The organism is Kribbella steppae, assembly GCF_004342025.1.
GTDB lineage: Bacteria > Actinomycetota > Actinomycetes > Propionibacteriales > Kribbellaceae > Kribbella > Kribbella steppae.
The window spans coordinates 415,289-432,105 of sequence record NZ_SLWN01000007.1; the positions used below are offsets into that span (position 1 = coordinate 415,289).

General features: G+C 68.2%; 21 protein-coding genes and 1 pseudogene. 10 read left to right on the top strand and 12 right to left on the bottom strand.

Going from position 1 to position 16,817, the window contains the following annotated elements:
- The gene (locus tag EV652_RS22485) at positions 1-1,044 is read left to right on the top strand and encodes a carbohydrate kinase family protein (RefSeq protein WP_132211149.1); all 1,044 of its coding nucleotides are present in this window, start codon (positions 1-3) and stop codon (positions 1,042-1,044) included.
- Positions 1,045-1,068: 24 nt separating this feature from the next.
- Here EV652_RS22485 and EV652_RS46195 read toward each other — a convergent pair.
- Positions 1,069-1,989: pseudogene (locus EV652_RS46195) on the bottom strand (MFS transporter); the annotation flags it as partial.
- Positions 1,990-2,398: 409 nt separating this feature from the next.
- Between EV652_RS46195 and EV652_RS45375 the strand changes: the two are divergent.
- From EV652_RS45375 to EV652_RS22500, 3 genes are read left to right on the top strand one after another with little or no spacing between them, the layout of a single operon-like run.
- Complete coding sequence (locus EV652_RS45375) at positions 2,399-2,728, top strand: hypothetical protein (protein WP_242001922.1); 330 nt, start codon at positions 2,399-2,401, stop codon at positions 2,726-2,728.
- Positions 2,692-3,681 carry an ABC transporter substrate-binding protein gene (locus EV652_RS22495; RefSeq protein WP_242001923.1) on the top strand — a complete coding sequence of 330 codons (990 nt, stop codon included), beginning with the start codon at positions 2,692-2,694 and terminating at the stop codon, positions 3,679-3,681. Before EV652_RS45375 ends, EV652_RS22495 begins: the two co-directional genes overlap by 37 nt.
- 10 nt (positions 3,682-3,691) lie before the next feature.
- Complete coding sequence (locus EV652_RS22500; protein ID WP_242001924.1) at positions 3,692-4,141, top strand: cytidine deaminase family protein; 450 nt, start codon at positions 3,692-3,694, stop codon at positions 4,139-4,141.
- Positions 4,142-4,307: 166 nt separating this feature from the next.
- Here the strand turns inward: EV652_RS22500 and EV652_RS22505 are convergent, their stop codons facing one another.
- Both EV652_RS22505 and EV652_RS22510 read right to left on the bottom strand, forming a co-directional pair.
- Positions 4,308-4,640: a YciI family protein gene (locus tag EV652_RS22505; protein WP_132211150.1), complete on the bottom strand. Its 333-nt coding sequence runs from the start codon at positions 4,638-4,640 to the stop codon at positions 4,308-4,310.
- Entirely contained in the window at positions 4,637-5,017 is a 381-nt protein-coding gene (locus EV652_RS22510) for a VOC family protein (RefSeq protein ID WP_132211151.1), read from the bottom strand. Before EV652_RS22510 ends, EV652_RS22505 begins: the two co-directional genes overlap by 4 nt.
- A gap of 41 nt (positions 5,018-5,058) precedes the next feature.
- Between EV652_RS22510 and EV652_RS22515 the strand changes: the two genes are divergently transcribed.
- Positions 5,059-5,601, top strand: coding sequence for a winged helix-turn-helix transcriptional regulator (locus tag EV652_RS22515; protein ID WP_132211152.1), 543 nt, complete (start codon positions 5,059-5,061; stop codon positions 5,599-5,601).
- Here EV652_RS22515 and EV652_RS22520 read toward each other — a convergent pair.
- The 6 genes from EV652_RS22520 to EV652_RS22540 all read right to left on the bottom strand — a co-directional run bounded on the left by EV652_RS22520 (position 5,582) and on the right by EV652_RS22540 (position 9,873).
- Positions 5,582-6,577 (bottom strand): TIGR03842 family LLM class F420-dependent oxidoreductase, encoded by a 996-nt coding sequence (locus EV652_RS22520; RefSeq protein ID WP_132211153.1) that lies wholly within the window; start codon positions 6,575-6,577, stop codon positions 5,582-5,584. The two genes, EV652_RS22515 and EV652_RS22520, sit on opposite strands and share 20 nt — an antisense overlap.
- 32 nt (positions 6,578-6,609) lie before the next feature.
- Positions 6,610-8,013, bottom strand: coding sequence for a dihydropyrimidinase (gene hydA / locus EV652_RS22525; RefSeq protein WP_132211154.1), 1,404 nt, complete (start codon positions 8,011-8,013; stop codon positions 6,610-6,612).
- A 35-nt stretch (positions 8,014-8,048) separates the two neighbouring features.
- Positions 8,049-8,891 carry a nitrilase-related carbon-nitrogen hydrolase gene (locus EV652_RS22530; protein WP_132211155.1) on the bottom strand — a complete coding sequence of 281 codons (843 nt, stop codon included), beginning with the start codon at positions 8,889-8,891 and terminating at the stop codon, positions 8,049-8,051.
- Between the two features lie 89 nt (positions 8,892-8,980).
- Positions 8,981-9,223 carry a PhzF family phenazine biosynthesis protein gene (locus EV652_RS45380; protein ID WP_369410038.1) on the bottom strand — a complete coding sequence of 81 codons (243 nt, stop codon included), beginning with the start codon at positions 9,221-9,223 and terminating at the stop codon, positions 8,981-8,983.
- 18 nt (positions 9,224-9,241) lie between these two features.
- The gene (locus EV652_RS45385; RefSeq protein WP_242001926.1) at positions 9,242-9,658 is read right to left on the bottom strand and encodes a PhzF family phenazine biosynthesis protein; all 417 of its coding nucleotides are present in this window, start codon (positions 9,656-9,658) and stop codon (positions 9,242-9,244) included.
- A 20-nt stretch (positions 9,659-9,678) separates the two neighbouring features.
- On the bottom strand, positions 9,679-9,873 hold the full coding sequence (locus EV652_RS22540; RefSeq protein ID WP_132211156.1) for a hypothetical protein: 195 nt from the start codon (positions 9,871-9,873) through the stop codon (positions 9,679-9,681).
- 83 nt (positions 9,874-9,956) lie between these two features.
- On the opposite strand from EV652_RS22540, the gene EV652_RS22545 reads away from it, so the two are divergent.
- Positions 9,957-10,376, top strand: coding sequence for an SRPBCC family protein (locus tag EV652_RS22545; protein ID WP_132211157.1), 420 nt, complete (start codon positions 9,957-9,959; stop codon positions 10,374-10,376).
- A gap of 66 nt (positions 10,377-10,442) precedes the next feature.
- Complete coding sequence (locus EV652_RS22550; RefSeq protein ID WP_132211158.1) at positions 10,443-10,991, top strand: TetR/AcrR family transcriptional regulator; 549 nt, start codon at positions 10,443-10,445, stop codon at positions 10,989-10,991.
- On the opposite strand, the gene EV652_RS22555 is transcribed toward EV652_RS22550, so the two are convergent.
- A complete protein-coding gene (locus EV652_RS22555) occupies positions 10,972-12,135 on the bottom strand; it encodes a serpin family protein (protein ID WP_132211159.1) in 1,164 nt (387 codons plus the stop codon). The two genes, EV652_RS22550 and EV652_RS22555, sit on opposite strands and share 20 nt — an antisense overlap.
- Positions 12,136-12,397: 262 nt before the next feature.
- Between EV652_RS22555 and EV652_RS22560 the strand changes: the two genes are divergently transcribed.
- Together EV652_RS22560 and EV652_RS22565 are read left to right on the top strand one after the other, a co-directional pair.
- Positions 12,398-13,423 (top strand): permease, encoded by a 1,026-nt coding sequence (locus EV652_RS22560; RefSeq protein WP_132211160.1) that lies wholly within the window; start codon positions 12,398-12,400, stop codon positions 13,421-13,423.
- The gene (locus tag EV652_RS22565; protein WP_242001927.1) at positions 13,420-14,133 is read left to right on the top strand and encodes a TIGR03943 family putative permease subunit; all 714 of its coding nucleotides are present in this window, start codon (positions 13,420-13,422) and stop codon (positions 14,131-14,133) included. The genes EV652_RS22560 and EV652_RS22565 overlap by 4 nt, the downstream gene beginning before the upstream one ends.
- Here the strand turns inward: EV652_RS22565 and EV652_RS22570 are convergent.
- The gene (locus tag EV652_RS22570) at positions 14,124-15,221 is read right to left on the bottom strand and encodes a serpin family protein (RefSeq protein WP_132211162.1); all 1,098 of its coding nucleotides are present in this window, start codon (positions 15,219-15,221) and stop codon (positions 14,124-14,126) included. The two genes, EV652_RS22565 and EV652_RS22570, sit on opposite strands and share 10 nt — an antisense overlap.
- A 33-nt stretch (positions 15,222-15,254) precedes the next feature.
- Here EV652_RS22570 and EV652_RS22575 point away from each other — a divergent pair, with 33 nt between their 5' ends.
- A complete protein-coding gene (locus tag EV652_RS22575; protein ID WP_132211163.1) occupies positions 15,255-15,899 on the top strand; it encodes a flavin reductase family protein in 645 nt (214 codons plus the stop codon).
- Here the strand turns inward: EV652_RS22575 and EV652_RS22580 are convergent.
- Positions 15,888-16,793 (bottom strand): EamA family transporter, encoded by a 906-nt coding sequence (locus EV652_RS22580; protein WP_132211164.1) that lies wholly within the window; start codon positions 16,791-16,793, stop codon positions 15,888-15,890. The two genes, EV652_RS22575 and EV652_RS22580, sit on opposite strands and share 12 nt — an antisense overlap.
- Positions 16,794-16,817: the final 24 nt, after the last annotated feature.

Genomic DNA, 16,817 nt, shown 5'->3' on the forward strand with positions numbered 1-16,817 from the left:
ATGGAGGACGACGGCTACGACGTGTTCGTACAGGGGACCGTGTTCCTCGACATCGTGCTGACCGGACTGGAGTCCGCCCCGGCCACCGGCACCGAGATCTTCGCGGAGGGGATGGGGTCGTGCCCCGGCGGGGTCGCAAACTTCGCGATCGCCGCCAGTCGGCTCGGCCTGAAGACCGGACTGGCCTCGGTGTTCGGCGACGACGTGTACGCCGACTTCTGCTGGCGGACCCTGGTCGACCAGGAGGGCGTGGACCTGTCCCACTCCCGCCGGATCGGCCACTGGCACTCCCCGGTCACCGTCTCGATGTCGCTCGACCGGGACCGGGCGATGGTGACGCACGCCCACGAGGCGCCCGGCGATCCGAGCAAGCTGGTCGGCCCGGGCCTGAAGACGCGGTCCGCGATCGTCCCGGTCGAGGACGAACTGCCCGGCTGGACGCTCGAGGCGATGCAGTCCGGCGCGCTGCTGTTCGGCGACGTCGGCTGGGACCCGACCGATCAGTGGTCGCCCGCCGTACTCGACGTACTGGAGGGCTTCCACGCGTTCACGCCGAACGCGGGCGAGGCGATGGCGTACACCCGGACCGACACCCCGAAGGCCGCGCTGCACAAGCTGGCCGAGCGGGTCCCGCTGGCGGTGGTGACCAACGGGGCCGACGGCGTACTGGCGATCGACTCGACCACTGGCGAGGAGGAGCAGGTCCCGGCGCTGCCGGTGCGCTCGTACGACCCGACCGGGGCCGGCGACGTCTTCCTCGCCTCACTCGTGCTCGGAACCCTCCGCGGCTGGCCGCTGGCCCACCGCCTTGCCTTCGGCAACCTGTGCGCGGGCTTGTCCGTGCAGCACTTCGGCGGCTCGCTCGCCGCTCCGGGCTGGGGCGACATCATCGACTGGGTCCGCGACCACAGTCGGCACCGCCCCGGCGGCATCGACCCCGAGGTGCTCGCGCACTACAGCTTCGTCGGCGACGTCCTCCCCGAAGGCCCGGTCCCCATCGTCCGCCGGGCCTCCGCCACCATTGCGCGCCTGTCGGACGCCTGACAGCCCGACGGTCGCGGCGACGAGCGCAAGCAGTACGCCGCCCGCCAGGAACCCGTGTGACGGAGTGGTCCGGTCGATCGCCAGCCCGGCGAGTGCCGCTCCGGCCGAGCTGCCGAGGTTGTTGGCCGTGTTGATCCAGGTGCTCGCCTCGGTGCGCTGGTACGGCGGCGTGACTGTGTCGGCGGCCAGGTAGGACACCACGAAGAGCGGTGCCACGGCCATACCCGCGGCTGCCATCACGACCCCGAGTACGACCAGGTTGGTCGCGAACGACGCCGCAAGCAGTCCGACTGCCAGTACGGCGATCAGCAGGCCGAGATGAGCCGACCACGGCCGTGTGTGGTTCCGCCGAGCCCACAGGAGCCCGCCGACGACGCTGCCGAGTCCGATCGCGGCTTCGACGTACCCGGCCGCACCGGGACTGCCGGCACGCTGGGCGACTCCGGCCACGCAGAGGTAGGCGACGCTGATCCCCGACGCCGTGACCAGGATGACCACCAGGATCCGACGCAGGCCCGGGATGACCAGCGGCCCGAGCGGATGGCGAGTCGCGGGTGCCACCGTGGTGTGCTTGGCGACCGGACTGGTCACCATGGCGAGCGTGCCGACGAGCATCAGGCCCGCGGAGCAGACGAGGGCTGCAGGTGCGGACACGACGCTGATCAGTACGCCGACAAACAGCGGACCGCCGAGGAAGAGGGACTCCTCGCAGACCGCGTCCAACGCATAGGCCCGTTCCTTCAGGGCCGACCCCTCCGTGAGCAGCCGCCAGTTCGACCGCATCGACGGTCCCAGTGGTGGCGCGAGGAGTCCCGCCGCACCAACCGCCACGAGGTTGCTGGTCCATAAGGCGATGACAACCAGAGCGGCGGAACAACCGAGCGCGAGGACTGGAAGCACGCGCCGCTGACTGAAGCGGTCGACGAGCCGGGCCTTGTAGGGCATCGACAGCGACGCCAGACCGAACAACGCGACCGCCGCACCAGCTGCGGCGAACGAGGCAGTGGACTGCTGGACAGTGAAAAGCAAAGACAACGGGAGCAGACCGTATGACAGCCGCCCGAGCAGCGCCGGCACGAACGTGCGCAGCGCAGACGGCAACAGCAGCACATCGCGGTAGCTCCCGACACGAACTGTGCCGGACAAGAGAAAACGCTCCTAGAGACTCACGACGCCCATCGGGACGCCGTGCAACGAACCTGGGCTCAACCGCGCAAGCAGGCGCGGGAGCCGTCTCTAGTCACAGGAGCGGAACATGCCCGAGAGCATACGTGATCGACAGAGCCGGGAGTCGTAGGGTCGAGGGCCGGAGTGCGGGCTGTGGGACCGCACCGGAGTGTGGAGGTACGGCGAGATGGTGGGTGCTGGGGTCACCAGGCGGAAGTTTCTCGCGGTTGGTGGTGGACTGGCGGCGATGCCGGTCGCCGGGTGTGGATCGAACACCGGGCGGGACACCAGCTCGGGCGGGTCGAGTGGGGCCAAGCCCGCGTTGTCGCAGTGGTATCACCAGTACGGCGAGGCCGGTACGCAGCAGGCGGTCGAGCGGTACGCGAAGGAGTACCCGGACGCGACCGTGACCGTGCAGTGGTCGCCCGGCGACTACGACAAGAAGACCTCGGCGGCCCTGCTGACAACAAGGGTCCGGACGTGTTCGAGTACGTCAACGGCCCCACCATCGACATGATCAAGGGCGGTCAGGTGGTCGACCTGACCGACCTGCTCGACGACACCGCCAAGGCCGACTTCACGCCGTCGCTGATCAAGCGGGTGACGTACCAGGACAAGCTGTACGCGATCCCGCAGGTCACCGACATGCAGCTGCTCGTCTACCGCAAGAGCCTGCTCGCTGCGGCCGGCGTCCAGCCCCCGCAGACTGTCGACGAGCTGCTCGCCGCCGCACAGAAGCTGACCACCGACAAGGTGAAGGGCCTGTTCGTCGGCAACGACGGTGGTGTCGGCATCCTCGGCGGCCCCGCGCTCTGGTCGGCCGGCCTGGACTACCTGACCGAGGACAACCAGTTCGGTTTCGACGACCCGGCCGCGGTGGAGTCGCTGCGCAAGCTGCGCGAGCTGTTCACCTCGAAGAGTCTGTTGCTCGGGGCACCGACCGACTGGTCCGACCCGTCCGCGTTCACCCAGGGGCTGACCGCGATGCAGTTCACCGGTCTGTGGACCATTCCGGCGATCCAGAAGGCGTTCCCGGACGACTTCGGCGTACTCCCCTGGCCGAAGCTCAACGCGACCACCGGCGCCCCGAGTGTCCCGGTCGGCGCCTTCTCGTCGATCGTGAACGCGAAGTCGAAGAACATCGACGCGGCGAAGAAGTTCGTCAAGTGGCTGTGGGTCGACCAGACCGGCAAGCAGCTCGACTGGGCGCAGTCGTACGGCTTCCACATCCCGGCCCGCAAGAGCCTGGCGGCGAAGGCGGACAAGCTGAAGTCCGGGCCGGCCGCCGACGCGGTGAAGTTCGTCAACGAGAACGGGCATGCGCAGACGCCGATCCTGTGGTCGCCGAAGTCCAGTACGGCGTACTCCGACGCGCTCAACCGGATCATCCGCAGTGGCAGCGACCCGGCCACCGAGATCAAGTCGGTCAAGGCCGTGGTGGAGGCCGAGCTCAAGCGCATCACCGGATGATCCTGCAGCGGTGGATCGTGCAGGGCGTGGAAAGGTCGGGTATCAGCGAATGATGGTGCAGGGATTGACCGACGAGGACCGGGAGCTGATCGAGCTGGCCCGGCGTACCGTCGACGCGAACACGGACGGGCCGGACGGCGTCTACACGATGGGTGCTGCCGTGCGAGGTGTGGATGGGCGGATGTACGCCGGGATCAACCTCTACCACTTCACGGGCGGACCGTGTGCGGAACTGGTTGCCCTCGGCCGCGCCCGGGCTGAAGGTGCCCGCGAGCTGACCACAATCGTGGCTGTGGGCAACGAAGGACGAGGTGTCGTCGGACCTTGCGGTCGCGACCGTCAGATCCTGGTCGACTACCACCCGGGGATCCGGGTCATCCTGCCGACCGCGGAAGGAGTCGGCTCGGTCCTCGCCACCGACCTGCTACCGGAGTCCTACCGCTGGACCCCCAACCCGTAGCCGCTCGCCCCCGCGCAGTGAGTGGTGGCTCGCCACCCGCACTGAGGGGTGGGCTGAGACCTGATCCGGTGGGCTGAGACAGGAAATAACCTGTCTCAGCCCACCGGATCTTGTCCCAAGCCACACCAACTGGCCGAGCCGAGGCGGATTGGGGCGCGGCGGCCGGCTAAGCCAGCCGGATCTCTCCTTCGCGGAACCACCAGGTGATGGGTTCGGCCACGAGGATGCCTGCTTGTACGGCGGGGTCGTCGGCCGCGTGGCGGCGGGCCTCGTCGATGCCGACCCGGTAGACGCACAGACCGCGCAGCTTCTCGTCGTCATGGTCGCGGAACGGGCCGGCCGCCCCCATCACCCCGGACTTCCGCAGCCGGTCCAGGAAGTCGAGATGAGCCTGCTGGATCTCGTCCGCCTCGTCCTCCGGCAGGTCGGGCGGATCCGCCGGGCGCCGGAGCAGGATGAGCGTCAAGCTCTCCATCCCCGGCCTCGGCGGCGTGCTCACCGCGCCTCCAGCCGCTGCGACAGCATGAACGTGTTGCCGTCCGGGTCGTAGAACGTGGCCAGTCTGACCTCGTCGCCGACCATGCGGGTCTCGCCGTCGAAGCGGGTGCCGAGCGATTCCAGGTGCCGGCGAGCGGCATCGATGTCGCGCACCCCGAAGGTGACGACCACCCCGCCCTCGGTCTGTGGCTTCTCGACCTGCCCGAGCCCGATGGAGATGCCGGGCAACGGCGTCGACAGCTCGGCCCAGCCCCAGCTCTCCAGTCGATGCACCACCTCGAACTCCAGGGCCTGCTGGTACCACCCCAGCGAGCTCTCCAGGTCGGCGACTTCCAGGGCGCAGACGGCTCGGCCGTCGTACTCGATAGCGGCCGACACCTCTGAAGCTCCGCTCCTGTTTTTATACTAAGCTTACTTTCGTGTCAACGCTCGCCCGCCTGGTCCACCTCCGGTGGAACGTCCCGGTGATCGCCGAGCTGCACCGCGGCCGCGGCGGCCGCTTCGTCAACCTGGTCCACGGCCTCGGTGTCAGCCGCGAGTCCCTCCGCCGCACCATCGCCTTCCTGGAGGCCGACGGCCTGATCCACCGCAACCCCGGCCACGGCCACCCGCTCCGACCCGAGTACCTGCTCACCGACGCAGGCGAGCTCCTCGGCGAACCCGCAGCCGCCCTGACTGACGTCCTGCACGAGCTCGACGCGGCCGACGTCGGCCTCCGCAAGTGGTCACTGCCGATCCTCATCGCCCTCGGCGACCAGCCCCGGCGCTTCTCCGAGCTGGGCAACAGCCTCCCGGGTACGACGAACCGCGCGCTCGCGCTGGCACTCAAAGACCTCGAGTCAGCCGGCCTGGTCACCAGAACAGTCACCACCGACTACCCACCGGCCACGCTCTATGGCGTGACACCAACCGCAGCACCTCTGGCGCGGGCCGCGGACCGACTCAATGTGCGTGCGGAATGATGTCTTTCCCGTACGCCTGGAGGGTCTCTTCCTTGGCGTCGTGCTGGAGGTAGACCGCGAACTGATCGACGCCCAGCGACTTCAGCTCGGCCAACCGGGAGAGGTGGTTCTCGACCGGGCCGAGGATGCAGAACCGGTCCACGACCTCGTCCGGGACGAAGTCGGTGTGCGTGTTGCCGGCGCGGCCGTGCTCGGCGTAGTCGTAGCCCTTGCGACCCTCGATGTAGTCGGTCAGCGCTTGCGGCACTGCCCCGGACGCGCCGTAGCGGGCCACGATGTCGGCCACATGGTTGCCGACCATCCCACCGAACCACCGGGTCTGCTCCCGCTGGTGGTCCAGGTCGTCCCCGACGTACGCCGGTGCCGCGACGCAGAACTTGATCGCCGCCGGATCACGGCCGGCCTCCTCGGCGGATCGTCGTACCGCCGCGATCATCCATGCGGCGATGTCCGGGTCGGCGAGTTGCAGGATGTACCCGTCGCCGACCTGGCCGGTCGCGGCGAGTGCCTTCGGGCCGTACGCGGCGACCCAGACGTCCAGCGCGCCGTTCTCGACCCAGGCGAACTTGAGCTGCTGGCCGCGGTACTCGACCGTCTCACCGCGCGCCAGCGACCGGACCACGTCGACGCACTGCTTCATCTCGTCGATGGTGCCCGGCTTGGCGCCGAGCGTGCGCAGCGCGGAGTCGCCTCGCCCGATCCCGCAGATCGTCCGATTCCCGAACATCTCGTTCAGGGTGGCGAACTGGGACGCGATCACGGTCCAGTCCCGGGTGCCCGGGTTCGTCACCATCGGGCCGACGATGACCCGCTCGGTGGTCGCCAGGATCTGGCTGTAGATGACGAACGGCTCCTGCCAGAGCAGATGCGAGTCGAACGTCCAGACGTAGTCGAACCCCGCGACCTCCGCCTTACCGGCCAGGTCCACGACTGTGGACGCGGGCGGATCACACTGGAACACCACTCCGAAGTCCACGGTTCCCCCTTAGATCGATTCTGATGGTCGACCTAGACCAGGTACGACGAGAGGCCGCGCTTCAGGAACTTCCCCCGGCCCTTGCGGCCATGGTAGTTGCCGTCAGCCACGATCACCTCGCCGCGCGAGATCACCGTGCCCACCCGGCCCTGGATCTCGACCCCTTCGTACGCCGAGTAGTCCATGTTCATGTGGTGGGTATCGACACTGATCCGGGTGGTCGCGTTCGGGTCGTACACGACCAGGTCGGCATCGGAGCCGGGGGCAACGATCCCCTTCTGCGGGTAGAGCCCGAACATCCGGGCCGGCGTGGTCGCGATCGTCTCCACCCAGCGCTCCAGCGACAGCTGCCCGTCCACCACACCTTGGTAGATCAGGTCGACGCGGTGCTCGACGCCGCCGATCCCGTTCGGGATCTTGGAGAAGTCGCCGACGCCGAGCTCCTTCTGGTCCTTCATGCAGAACGGGCAGTGGTCGGTCGACACGATCGCCAGATCGTTGCTCCGCAAGCCCTTCCACAGGTCCTTCGCGTGCGACTCGTGCTTACTCCGCAGCGGCGTCGAGCAGACCCATTTCGCACCCTCGAACCCCGGTGCGCCGAGCTGGTCCTCGAGCGTCAGGTACAGGTACTGCGGGCAGGTCTCGGCGAACACGTTCCGCCCGGCGTCACGCGCCTCGGCGACGTGCTCCAGCGCCTGACTGGCCGACAGATGGACGATGTAGAGCGGGCAGTCCTGCGCGACCTCGGCGAGCGCGATCGCCCGGTTCGTCGCCTCCGCCTCCAGCGCGGCCGGCCGGGTGATGCCGTGGTAGATCGGGTCGGTCTCGCCGCGGGCCAGCGCCTGCTGCACCAGGACGTCGATCGCGATGCCGTTCTCCGCGTGCATCATGATCATCGCGCCGTTCTCCCGCGCGGTCTGCATCGCCCGCAGGACCTGGCCGTCGTCGGAGTAGAAGACGCCCGGATAGGCCATGAACAGCTTGAAACTGGTCACGCCCTCGTCCGAGACCAGCTGGTCCATCGCCTTCAGCGAGTCGTCGTCGACCCCGCCCAGGATCATGTGGAACGCGTAGTCGATGTGACAGTTGCCGTCGGCCTTCGCATGCCAGGCGGCCAGCCCGTCCTGGACGACCTCACCGGTCCGCTGGACGGCGAAGTCGATGATGGTCGTCGTACCACCCCAGGCCGCGGCCCGCGTCCCGGTGTCGAACGTGTCACTCGCCGCGGTGCCGCCGAAGGGCAGCTCCATATGCGTGTGCGCGTCGATCCCGCCCGGGATCACATACTTGCCGGTGGCATCGATCACCTCGTCCGGCGTGATCGCCTGACTGAACGACGGATCCAGGAGTGCGACGATCTTCTCGCCCTGGACCAGGACGTCGGCGACCTGCGTCCCGGTCGGACCGACGACGGTTCCACCCTTGACCAGCAACATACCCGTGCTCTCCTTTGAGACGGCCTGTGCAGCTCTTACGGTTTGGTCAGGTCGCCGTACGCGTCGGGGCGGCGGTCGCGGTAGAACTGCCAGCGATCCCGGACCGTGTCCAGCAGACTCAGGTCCAGATCCCGGACGATCAGTTCCGGATCGTGGTCGTGCCCGACGTCGCCGACGAACTTGCCCTCGGGGTCGACGAAGTACGACGTACCGTAGAAGTCGTTGTCACCGAAGTCGGACTCGATCCCGACCCGGTTGATCGCGCCGATGAAGTACTCGTTCGCCACCGCCGAGGCCGGCTGCTCGAGTTTCCACAGGTACGCCGACAGGCCGCGACTGGTCGCGGACGGGTTGAACACGATCTTCGCCCCGGCCAGCCCGAGTGCGCGCCAGCCCTCCGGGAAGTGCCGGTCGTAGCAGATGTACACCCCGATCCGGCCGACCGCGGTGTCGAAGATCGGATACCCGAGGTTGCCCGGCCGGAAGTAGAACTTCTCCCAGAACCCCTTCACCTGCGGGATGTGGTTCTTCCGGTACTTGCCCAGGTACTTGCCGTCAGCATCGATCACGGCGGCCGTGTTGTACAGCACGCCGGGCTGCTCCTGCTCGTACATCGGCAGCACCATCACCATGCCGAGTTCCTTGGCCAGGGCGGCGAACCGCTCGGTCGTCGGCCCGGGCACGGACTCGGCGTACTCGTAGTACTCGGTGTCCTGGAGCTGGCAGAAATACGGCCCGTAGAACAACTCCTGGAAGCAGATCACGCGCGCACCGGCCGCGGCAGCCTGCCGCGCATACTCCTCGTGCGCCTTGATCATGGACTCCTTGTCCCCAGTCCACGACGTCTGCACCAACGCAGCCCTGACAACCTCCGCCATCAACCCTCCCACCACTAGCCGAGCACTCATGCTCCATCCGATCCCCCACACCCGTCAACGGATGTCGAAATCCCGGCGTGAACGGGCAGTCAGATCGTGATGGTGCGGGGTTCGGCGGGGAGGACCCGGCCGCCGACGGTGGCGTGGGTCGGGGGGTGCCAGGTGGTGTGGAGGTGGGAGCCGGCGCCTTGGACGACCAGGAGGTCCCGGGTTAGTTGAGCGGTCAGCTGGGTGACCGCGGAGCCGGTGGCCTCGTCTTCCGGGATGTTCATCGCTGGGGCGAAGGCCCGGGCGCGGATGGTGCCGGCGGGCTCGTCGATCCAGGACCAGATGAACGTGTGACCGGCTGTCTACGACGCGGGGTCGGCGGCCAGGACAGCGTCCGGGGAGTCGAGTTGGCGCCAGTCCCACGGGCTGCCCCATGTGGAGTCGGCGCGGACGGCGACGAGGTCGCCGTCGCGGGTGACCTGGATGTCGCCGGCGGGGACGCGCAACACAGGGGTGTCTACGCCCTGGGAATGGAGCCACCAGGCGACGCCGACCGTGGGGTGGCCGGCGAAGGCCATTTCGCCGGTGGCGGAGAAGATCCGGATCGTGCCGGTCGCGGCATCGTCGACATACACGGTCTCGCTGAAGCCGAGCTCGGCGGCCACGCGCTGCCGATCAGCGGGCGGTACGGCGGTGCCGTCGATGATGCCCAGGGGGTTGCCGAATCGGCCATCGGGGTCGGTGAAGACCCGGACGACCTCGACCTGTACCGCGGTCAAGCCAGTGAACCGCGGTCAGCTCAGAAGACGACGATCGCGGCGACGACCGCGATCAGCACCACGGCGGCGCCGACGAAGGCGAGGACGCGACCGTTGAGCTTCGGTTCGGCGGTCACCTCGGCCTGGCCCTCGTTGACGAAAGCGCGGAACATCTGGGTGTTCGCGCCCGGGTCCTGCTCGTTCTCGACGTTCTGCGGGACGTTCTGCTCAGCCATGGGCCAAGACCCTACCTGGCGCCCCGGCGAGGACCGCAGACCGCCCGTGGAACCTCACGAAGACCTGATGTACCATTTGGTACATGCGCTTCGATCACTCCAGCACGATCCAGGCCCCGCCCGAGCGGGTCTGGGAGGTTTTCAGCGACGTCGAGCGGTGGCCCGAGTGGACGCCGACGGTCGACTCGGTCGAGCGGCTCGACGAGGGCCGCATCCACATCGGCGCCCGGACCCGGATCCGTCAGCCGAAGCTCCCGGTCGCGATCTGGGAGGTGACCGAGCTCAAGGAAGGCGAGTACTTCGAGTGGGTCTCGAAGGCTCCCGGGATCAAGACGACCGGCGTTCACCGGGTGGTGAGTACGCCGGAAGGCACGGTCGCGACGGCCACGATCATCCAGGAGGGCCCGCTCGGCTGGCTGTTCGGCAAGCTGTACGCCGGCCTCACCCGGCGCTACATCGCCACCGAAACCGAGAAGCTGAAGCAGGTCAGTGAACGAGCGTAGCGAGTTCACCGTCAAGCACAGCGTCGCAGACGACTCATCCGCGCCCGCAGCGAAGCGAGGACGCGGATGAGTCGTGAGTCTTTGCTCGGCGACGCAGTCGAGCATTTCGCGAAGAACGGGATCGGCGATGCCAGCCTGCGCAGTATCGCGACCTCCATCGGTACCAGCCACCGGATGCTGATCTACCACTTCGGCTCCCGCGAGGGGCTACTCGCCGAAGTGGTCCGTACGGTCGAACAACAGCAGCGCGACCTGCTCGCGACGCTCACCCAGACCGACCTGCCGATCGCCGAACAGGCCGAGGAGTTCTGGCGGCGCGTCACCGAGGCGACGCTGATCTACGGCCCACTGTTCTTCGAACTCTCGGCCCACGCGATGCAGGACCTGCCGCACACCGAGGCTCTCAAGGCAGATCTGATCAACGTCTGGCTCCCACCGCTGATCGACCTCTGTATCCGGGCCGGCATCGATCCCGAGGCGGCACCGTCGTACGCCCGCCTCGGTCTCGCCGCCTCCCGCGGCCTCCTGTTCGACCTGCTCCTGACCGGCGACCGCGACGCGATCGACGAGGCGTCCGCGCTGCTCAACCGGCTGTTCAGTCTCCCGGCTCGGTAGGCGTCTCGACCCAGCCGGCCACGATCGGCAACCGCGATTCCCGCAGTACGGCGACGAACCCGAACGGCCGGTCCAGCGTCACCTCGAGCCGCCTGGCCTGCTGGGTCGGCATCGCGGTGCGCATCAGCCCCACCGCAGTCACCGCCGCGGCCTCGAACCCGGTCGCGAAGAACCGAGCCAGCACCTTTTGCTTCGCCTGCCCGACGGCGAGCGTCGCCGGGCTGATCGCGCTGAAGTGACCGTGCGCGCCGGGGTCCCTGCTCACAGCACTCAACCCGAACAGGTCAGGCGAGGCCATCAGGTCGTGCTCGGCCTCCACGTTGAACGACGGCAGCGACAGCTTCAGGTCCGGCCTCGGCGCCGTGGTCTGCCCGATCGTCACCCCAGGCGCCACCTCGACCCCGGGCTCCCCCTGATCGATCAGCCGACTCCCCGGGACGCCTTCGCCCTGCGCCCCCAGAAGAGCAGTCAGTACGTCGGCCTGGGCTGCCTCGGGCCGCCCGATGCCAAGCAGTACGTCGACATCCGCATCGCCGGCCACGGTGATCACGGTCAGGTCGTCGTACCGCCGTACAGCGTCCAACTCGCCGTCGACCCGCTCCAGCCAGTGCCACGAGCCGCCGGACCACGGACCGTCGTAGAAGCGCCGGACCAGTTCCTTGAACGGCGTGACCCAGGTCGTTCGCAGCGACAGCGCTGACGCGAGCACCAGCATCAGGTCGGGGGTGACCTCGATCGGCATCTCGCGGATTAGGTCGTTGGTGTGCTCGGCGGCCCAGGCATCGAGTTTCGGCTTGTCGACGGACGCGTCACCGGTCAGCTTGCCGACCAGCGGCGCCGGCATCACGCTGTCGAACGACTCGGCCAGCTTCAACTGCTCGCTCACCCAGACGCCCAGCGCCGCGTGCAGATCGTCCGAACCGTCGATCGCCTGGATCAGCGCGAGCGCCTGTCCAGCCCCCTTGTCCGCGGTGACTGCGGCAGCCTCCGCGAGCTCGGCTCGACCGGGTTCGTCAGCGGCCGTAGCGAGGATCGCGAGCAGCGGCCAGAGGCCGAGTCCCGACACCACGGTGTTGCCCGCCGGCAGGCTGCGGGCCCAGCGGGCGGTGAGGTCGTTGACTGCGCGCACCACGTCGGCATCCATACGTCCACCCTGCCACGTCGCTGGTCGAGCCGAGCGGGGTGCGGACGCCCAGGCCATCACAATCACCCGAGGGCGGAGCGCCCCCGCCTGCGCCCGCGGCGGACCGTCGATTGTGATGGTCTGGCAGTCCGCGAATATTCGCGGGCCGTCGATTGTGATGGCCTGGCGGTCCGCGAATATTCGCCGGAATGACGCTGATTTTCATTTCACGGGTGCGGTGAGTCCTCGTTCAGACGCTCTGCGTTGTGTCAGGATGCCGCCCATGACGGCCAACCCGACCGCCCCACCACCTGTCGATTCCCCGCCACCCGACGCGGAGGAGAAGGAGTCGGCCGGATCGTCGATCGCGTTCACCGCGACCCTGATCCTGCTGGTCGGGCTGGCGCTGTTCGGGCGGAGGATCTTCGCCGGTGCGTTCACCGACGACGGGATCCGGACCTGGGCGACGATGTTCGTCGGCGTCACGGTCCAGGCGATGCCGTTCCTGGTCCTCGGCGTACTGCTGTCGGCCGCGCTCACCGCGTTCATCCCGGCGTCCTTCTTCGCGAAGGCGCTGCCCAAGCACCCGGCCCTCGCCGTACCGGTCGCCAGCGCCTCAGGCGTCATCCTGCCCGGCTGTGAGTGCGCGTCGGTGCCCGTGTCGGCTGCTTTGATGAACCGCGGTGTCACCCCGGCCGCGGCGCTCGCGTTCCTGCTGTCCGCGCCGGCGATCAACCCGGTCGTCCTAGCGTCGACCGCGGTCGCGTTCCCGGGGCAACCGAAGGTGGTGGTCGCCCGGGCTGTCACCTCGCTCGGGGTGTCGATGGTCCTCGGCTGGTTGTTCCTGGCGACCGGCAAGGGCGCTTCGTGGCTGCGGATGCCGAAGAACCGGCACGCGGAGGGCGCCGGCAAGTTCGACGTGTTCCGGTCCTCGATGCTGCACGACTTCCTGCACGCCGGCGGGTTCCTGGTCATCGGCGCAGCTGCGGCAGCCACGCTGAACGTCGTCGTACCGCGCAGTTGGCTCGACCACGTGGCCGGCAACCTGCTCCTTTCGGTACTGATTCTGGGGCTGCTCGCCGTACTGCTGGCGATCTGTTCCGAGGCGGACGCGTTCGTGGCGGCCAGCCTGACCCAGTTCTCGCTGACCGCACGGCTCGCGTTCATGGTGGTCGGGCCGATTGTGGACGTGAAGCTGATCGCGCTGCAGACCGGGACGTTCGGTCCGAAGTTCGCTGTCCGATTCGCACCGGCCACCTTCGTGGTCGCGATCCTGGCCAGTCTCCTCGTCGGATGGTGGTTGTTGTGAGGCGCAACGTCGCTGGTCTGGTGGTTGTGTTCGTCGGGGCCGCGGTGGTGCAGCTCGCGACCTCGAACACCTATCTGCGGTACGTGAAACCCGGGATGCGCTGGATGCTGCTCGCGGCCGGGCTGATCCTGATCGCGCTCGCGGTCTTCGACGTACTCGCGGACACGCGCAAGAAGCCGGCCGCTGAGCATGCGGACGACGGCCACGGACACCACGGTCTACCGCGGGCCGCGTGGCTGCTGCTGATCCCGATCTTCGCGCTGCTCGTCGTCGACCCGCCCGCGCTCGGCGCCGACGCGGCGCAGAGGCAGTCCCCGGTGGCGGCCAAACCGGCCGATCCGAAGAGCAACTCCTGGCTCTCCAACAACTCTCAGGGCGACGCCCCGGTGGCGCTGGCCGTCCGGGACTACTCCGTCTGGGCAGTCTGGGAGAAGGAGAGCATGAAGGGCCGCGCATTCCAGCTGACCGGCTTCGTCACGCCGGCGAAGAACGGCACCTGGTACGTGACCCGCATCGGCCTGACCTGCTGCGTCGCCGACGGTACGGCGTTCATGGTCGAGGCCCGCGGCCAGGCCGCCCCGCCGAAGAACCAGTGGGTCACCGTCACCGGCCAATGGGCAGAGCCGACCAAGCGCACCGACGGCGACGTCGCCGCCCTCACCGTCGAAACGGTCAAGCCGGTCCCCGCGCCCGCGAACCCCTACGAGTAGTTCACCCAGCCGGCGACCACAGGAATGCCGGTCGGCCGATGGACGGCGATGAAGCCGAAGGGCTGGTCCAGCGAGACCTTCAGCGCCTTCCCGCCCGGCATCGGCGCGGACCCGGCCACCATCGCCATCGCGGTCACCGCGGCCGCCTCGAACCCGGTCGCGGAGAACCGCGCCATCACCGCCTGCTTGGCCTGACCCACCGCGAGCGGGAACGGACTCAGACCGGGGAAGTGCCCACGACTCTTGTCCGTCGCCGAGTCCAGCCCGAACACCTCGGGATGCTCGAGCAGGTCGTGTTCCGCGTCGATCTCGAAGTACGGCATCGACAACATCACCGTCGGCACCGGCGACATCGACTCGATCACCTCGACGGCTGGTGCCGGCTTCTCACTCGAGAACAACCGCTTCCACCGTGAGGACGAGGCACCGGCAAGCAGTTCGGCACCGGTCACCCCGTCACCACCCAACTCAAGAGCAGCAGCCAGTACGGCGCCACGCCCCTGACCGGGCTCACCCGCGATCAGGCGTACGTCGAACTCCCCTGTGCCGACGACTGTCACCACAGTCAGCGGACCGGTCGGACCGTCGTACACACGCACGCTCTCGAGGTCGTGGTCGGCACGACTGAGCCAACGCCGCTCACCACGCGGGTACTCGTTGAAGGGCAGCGCCCACTTGGTCTTCAGCGCCAACGCGGACGCGAGTACCAGCTGCACGTCGTCGTTCAGGGTGATCGGCATCCGCTTGATTAGACCGTCGGTCTGCTCGACCACCCAGGCATCGAGGGCCGCCTGATCCGTCAGCTGTCCGCGGACCTCCGGCGGCAACAACCGGTCCACACCGGGTTGCAGCGGGACTTCCGGGCTGGTCCACAGTCCGAGGGCCATCCGGAGTTCGGGCGTCTGCAGGAGTCCGTCGTACGGGCCTCCGGCTGCTTCGGTGAGCTCGGTACGCGCCGGGCCGTCGGCCAGCACCGCGAGGAGTGCGAGCAGCGGCCGGACCCCGAGTCCGGAGACGACAGTGGTGTCCTCGCCGGAGAGGTTCTCGATCCAGCGAGCGGTCAGCCGACTGACTTGGTGAGCGTCCACTCACACATCCTCGCCTATCGCCGTTCAATCACCGTGAAGCGAACTGTTGAACCCAAGGTCCTCTATTTCGGTACGCCGGTCGTCCTGATCAGCTCCCGCAATCCGGACGGCAGCACGAACCTCGGCCCGATGTCGTCCGCCTGGTGGCTCGGATACACCGCGATGCTCGGGATGGGCACCAGCGCCCAGACGGTCAAGAACCTCACCGAGCGCCCGGACTGCATCCTCAACCTGGTCGATCCCGCCATTGTCGCCGCACTCGACCGGATCGCCCTATTGACCGGGTCGGAGGAGATGTCCGACTCCAAGCGCGCCCGCGGCTACCGCTACGAGCCGGACAAGTTCGCCGCCGCCGGACTGACCCGCGAGCCGGGTGAACTGGTCGACGTCGACGCGGTCCAGGAGAGCCCGATCAACCTCGAGGGCCGGATCGAGGCGATCCACGACATCGGCGGACCGGATTCCCACCTGTGCGCGTTGGAGATGAAGGTCTCGCGGGTGCACGTCCGTGAGGACCTGCTGATGAGCAACGACCGCTACATCGATCCGCTGCAGTGGGATCCGCTGATCATGAAGTTCACCGAGTACTTCGCCGGCGGCGCACCGGCGTACGCGTCCTCGCTGGCCCGTGGCTGGCAGATGCCGCCGATGCCGCTGCCGGTCGGGTCAGACAGCTGACTTGCTGAGGATCTGCTCGCCGGACTCCGTTGTACGCGGGGTCCGGCGACGGATCACCGTGCAGGCCATCCCGCCGATGATCAGGACCGCGGCAATGGCCTGCTGAAGGCCGATCGTCTCGCCGCGCAGCAGCCAGGCCGCACCCATGCCGACGACGGGGACCAGCAGCGAGAAGGGTGCCACGGTGCTGGCGTCGTACTGACGCAGCAGGTAACCCCACACGCCGAAACCGAACAGCGTCGCGACGAACGCCAGGTAACCGAGGGCGCCGACCCCGGTCAGGTCGATCCCGCGCAGTGCCTCCAGGCCCGCTCGCGGTCCTTCGATGAGCAGCGACAGAAGCAGCAGCGGTACGACGGCCACCGCGCTGACCCAGATCATGAAGCGCAACGTGTCCTGCGGTTTCGCGTGCCGGGTCACAGTGTTCGATACGCCCCAGAACGCGCCCGCGGCGATGACCAGGGACAGTGCGCCGAGCGGGGCCGAGAGGCCGCGATCCAGCATGATGAGCACCATCCCGGCGCAGGCGATCAGGATGCCGATCACCTGGGTGCTGCGCGGCCGCTCGCGCAGTACGACGATCGCGAACAGGACCGTGAAGACCACCTGACTCTGCAGCACCAGCGAGGACAGGCCGGCCGGGACGCCACGATCCATCGCGATGAACAGCAGGCCGAACTTGGCCACCCCGAGCGCCAGCCCGACCGCGATCACGTACCGCCAGGCGACCCGCGGCCGGCCGAGGATGAAGATCGCCGGAACCGCGGCGAGGAGGAATCGCAGCGCGGAGAACAGCAGCGGCGGGAAGTCCTCCAGGCCGACCTCGATGACGACGAAGTTCACGCCCCAGGCGACGACGACAGCGAGCGCGAGCAACAGGTCACGAGGCTTCATACGGTCCAGTCTGGGCGGGGCTAC

Bases quoted from the DNA above. Each gene is read 5' to 3' on its own strand.
- EV652_RS22555 (WP_132211159.1), bottom strand. From the start codon at position 12,135: ATGGATGCCGACGTGGTGCGCGCAGTCAACGACCTCACCGCCCGCTGG.
- EV652_RS22540 (WP_132211156.1), bottom strand. From the start codon at position 9,873: ATGGCTGAGCAGAACGTCCCGCAGAACGTCGAGAACGAGCAGGACCCG.
- EV652_RS22485 (WP_132211149.1), top strand. From the start codon at position 1: ATGGAGGACGACGGCTACGACGTGTTCGTACAGGGGACCGTGTTCCTC.
- EV652_RS22560 (WP_132211160.1), top strand. From the start codon at position 12,398: ATGACGGCCAACCCGACCGCCCCACCACCTGTCGATTCCCCGCCACCC.
- EV652_RS22545 (WP_132211157.1), top strand. From the start codon at position 9,957: ATGCGCTTCGATCACTCCAGCACGATCCAGGCCCCGCCCGAGCGGGTC.
- EV652_RS22550 (WP_132211158.1), top strand. From the start codon at position 10,443: ATGAGTCGTGAGTCTTTGCTCGGCGACGCAGTCGAGCATTTCGCGAAG.
- EV652_RS45375 (WP_242001922.1), top strand. From the start codon at position 2,399: ATGGTGGGTGCTGGGGTCACCAGGCGGAAGTTTCTCGCGGTTGGTGGT.
- EV652_RS22530 (WP_132211155.1), bottom strand. From the start codon at position 8,891: ATGGCGGAGGTTGTCAGGGCTGCGTTGGTGCAGACGTCGTGGACTGGG.
- hydA (WP_132211154.1), bottom strand. From the start codon at position 8,013: ATGTTGCTGGTCAAGGGTGGAACCGTCGTCGGTCCGACCGGGACGCAG.
- EV652_RS22580 (WP_132211164.1), bottom strand. From the start codon at position 16,793: ATGAAGCCTCGTGACCTGTTGCTCGCGCTCGCTGTCGTCGTCGCCTGG.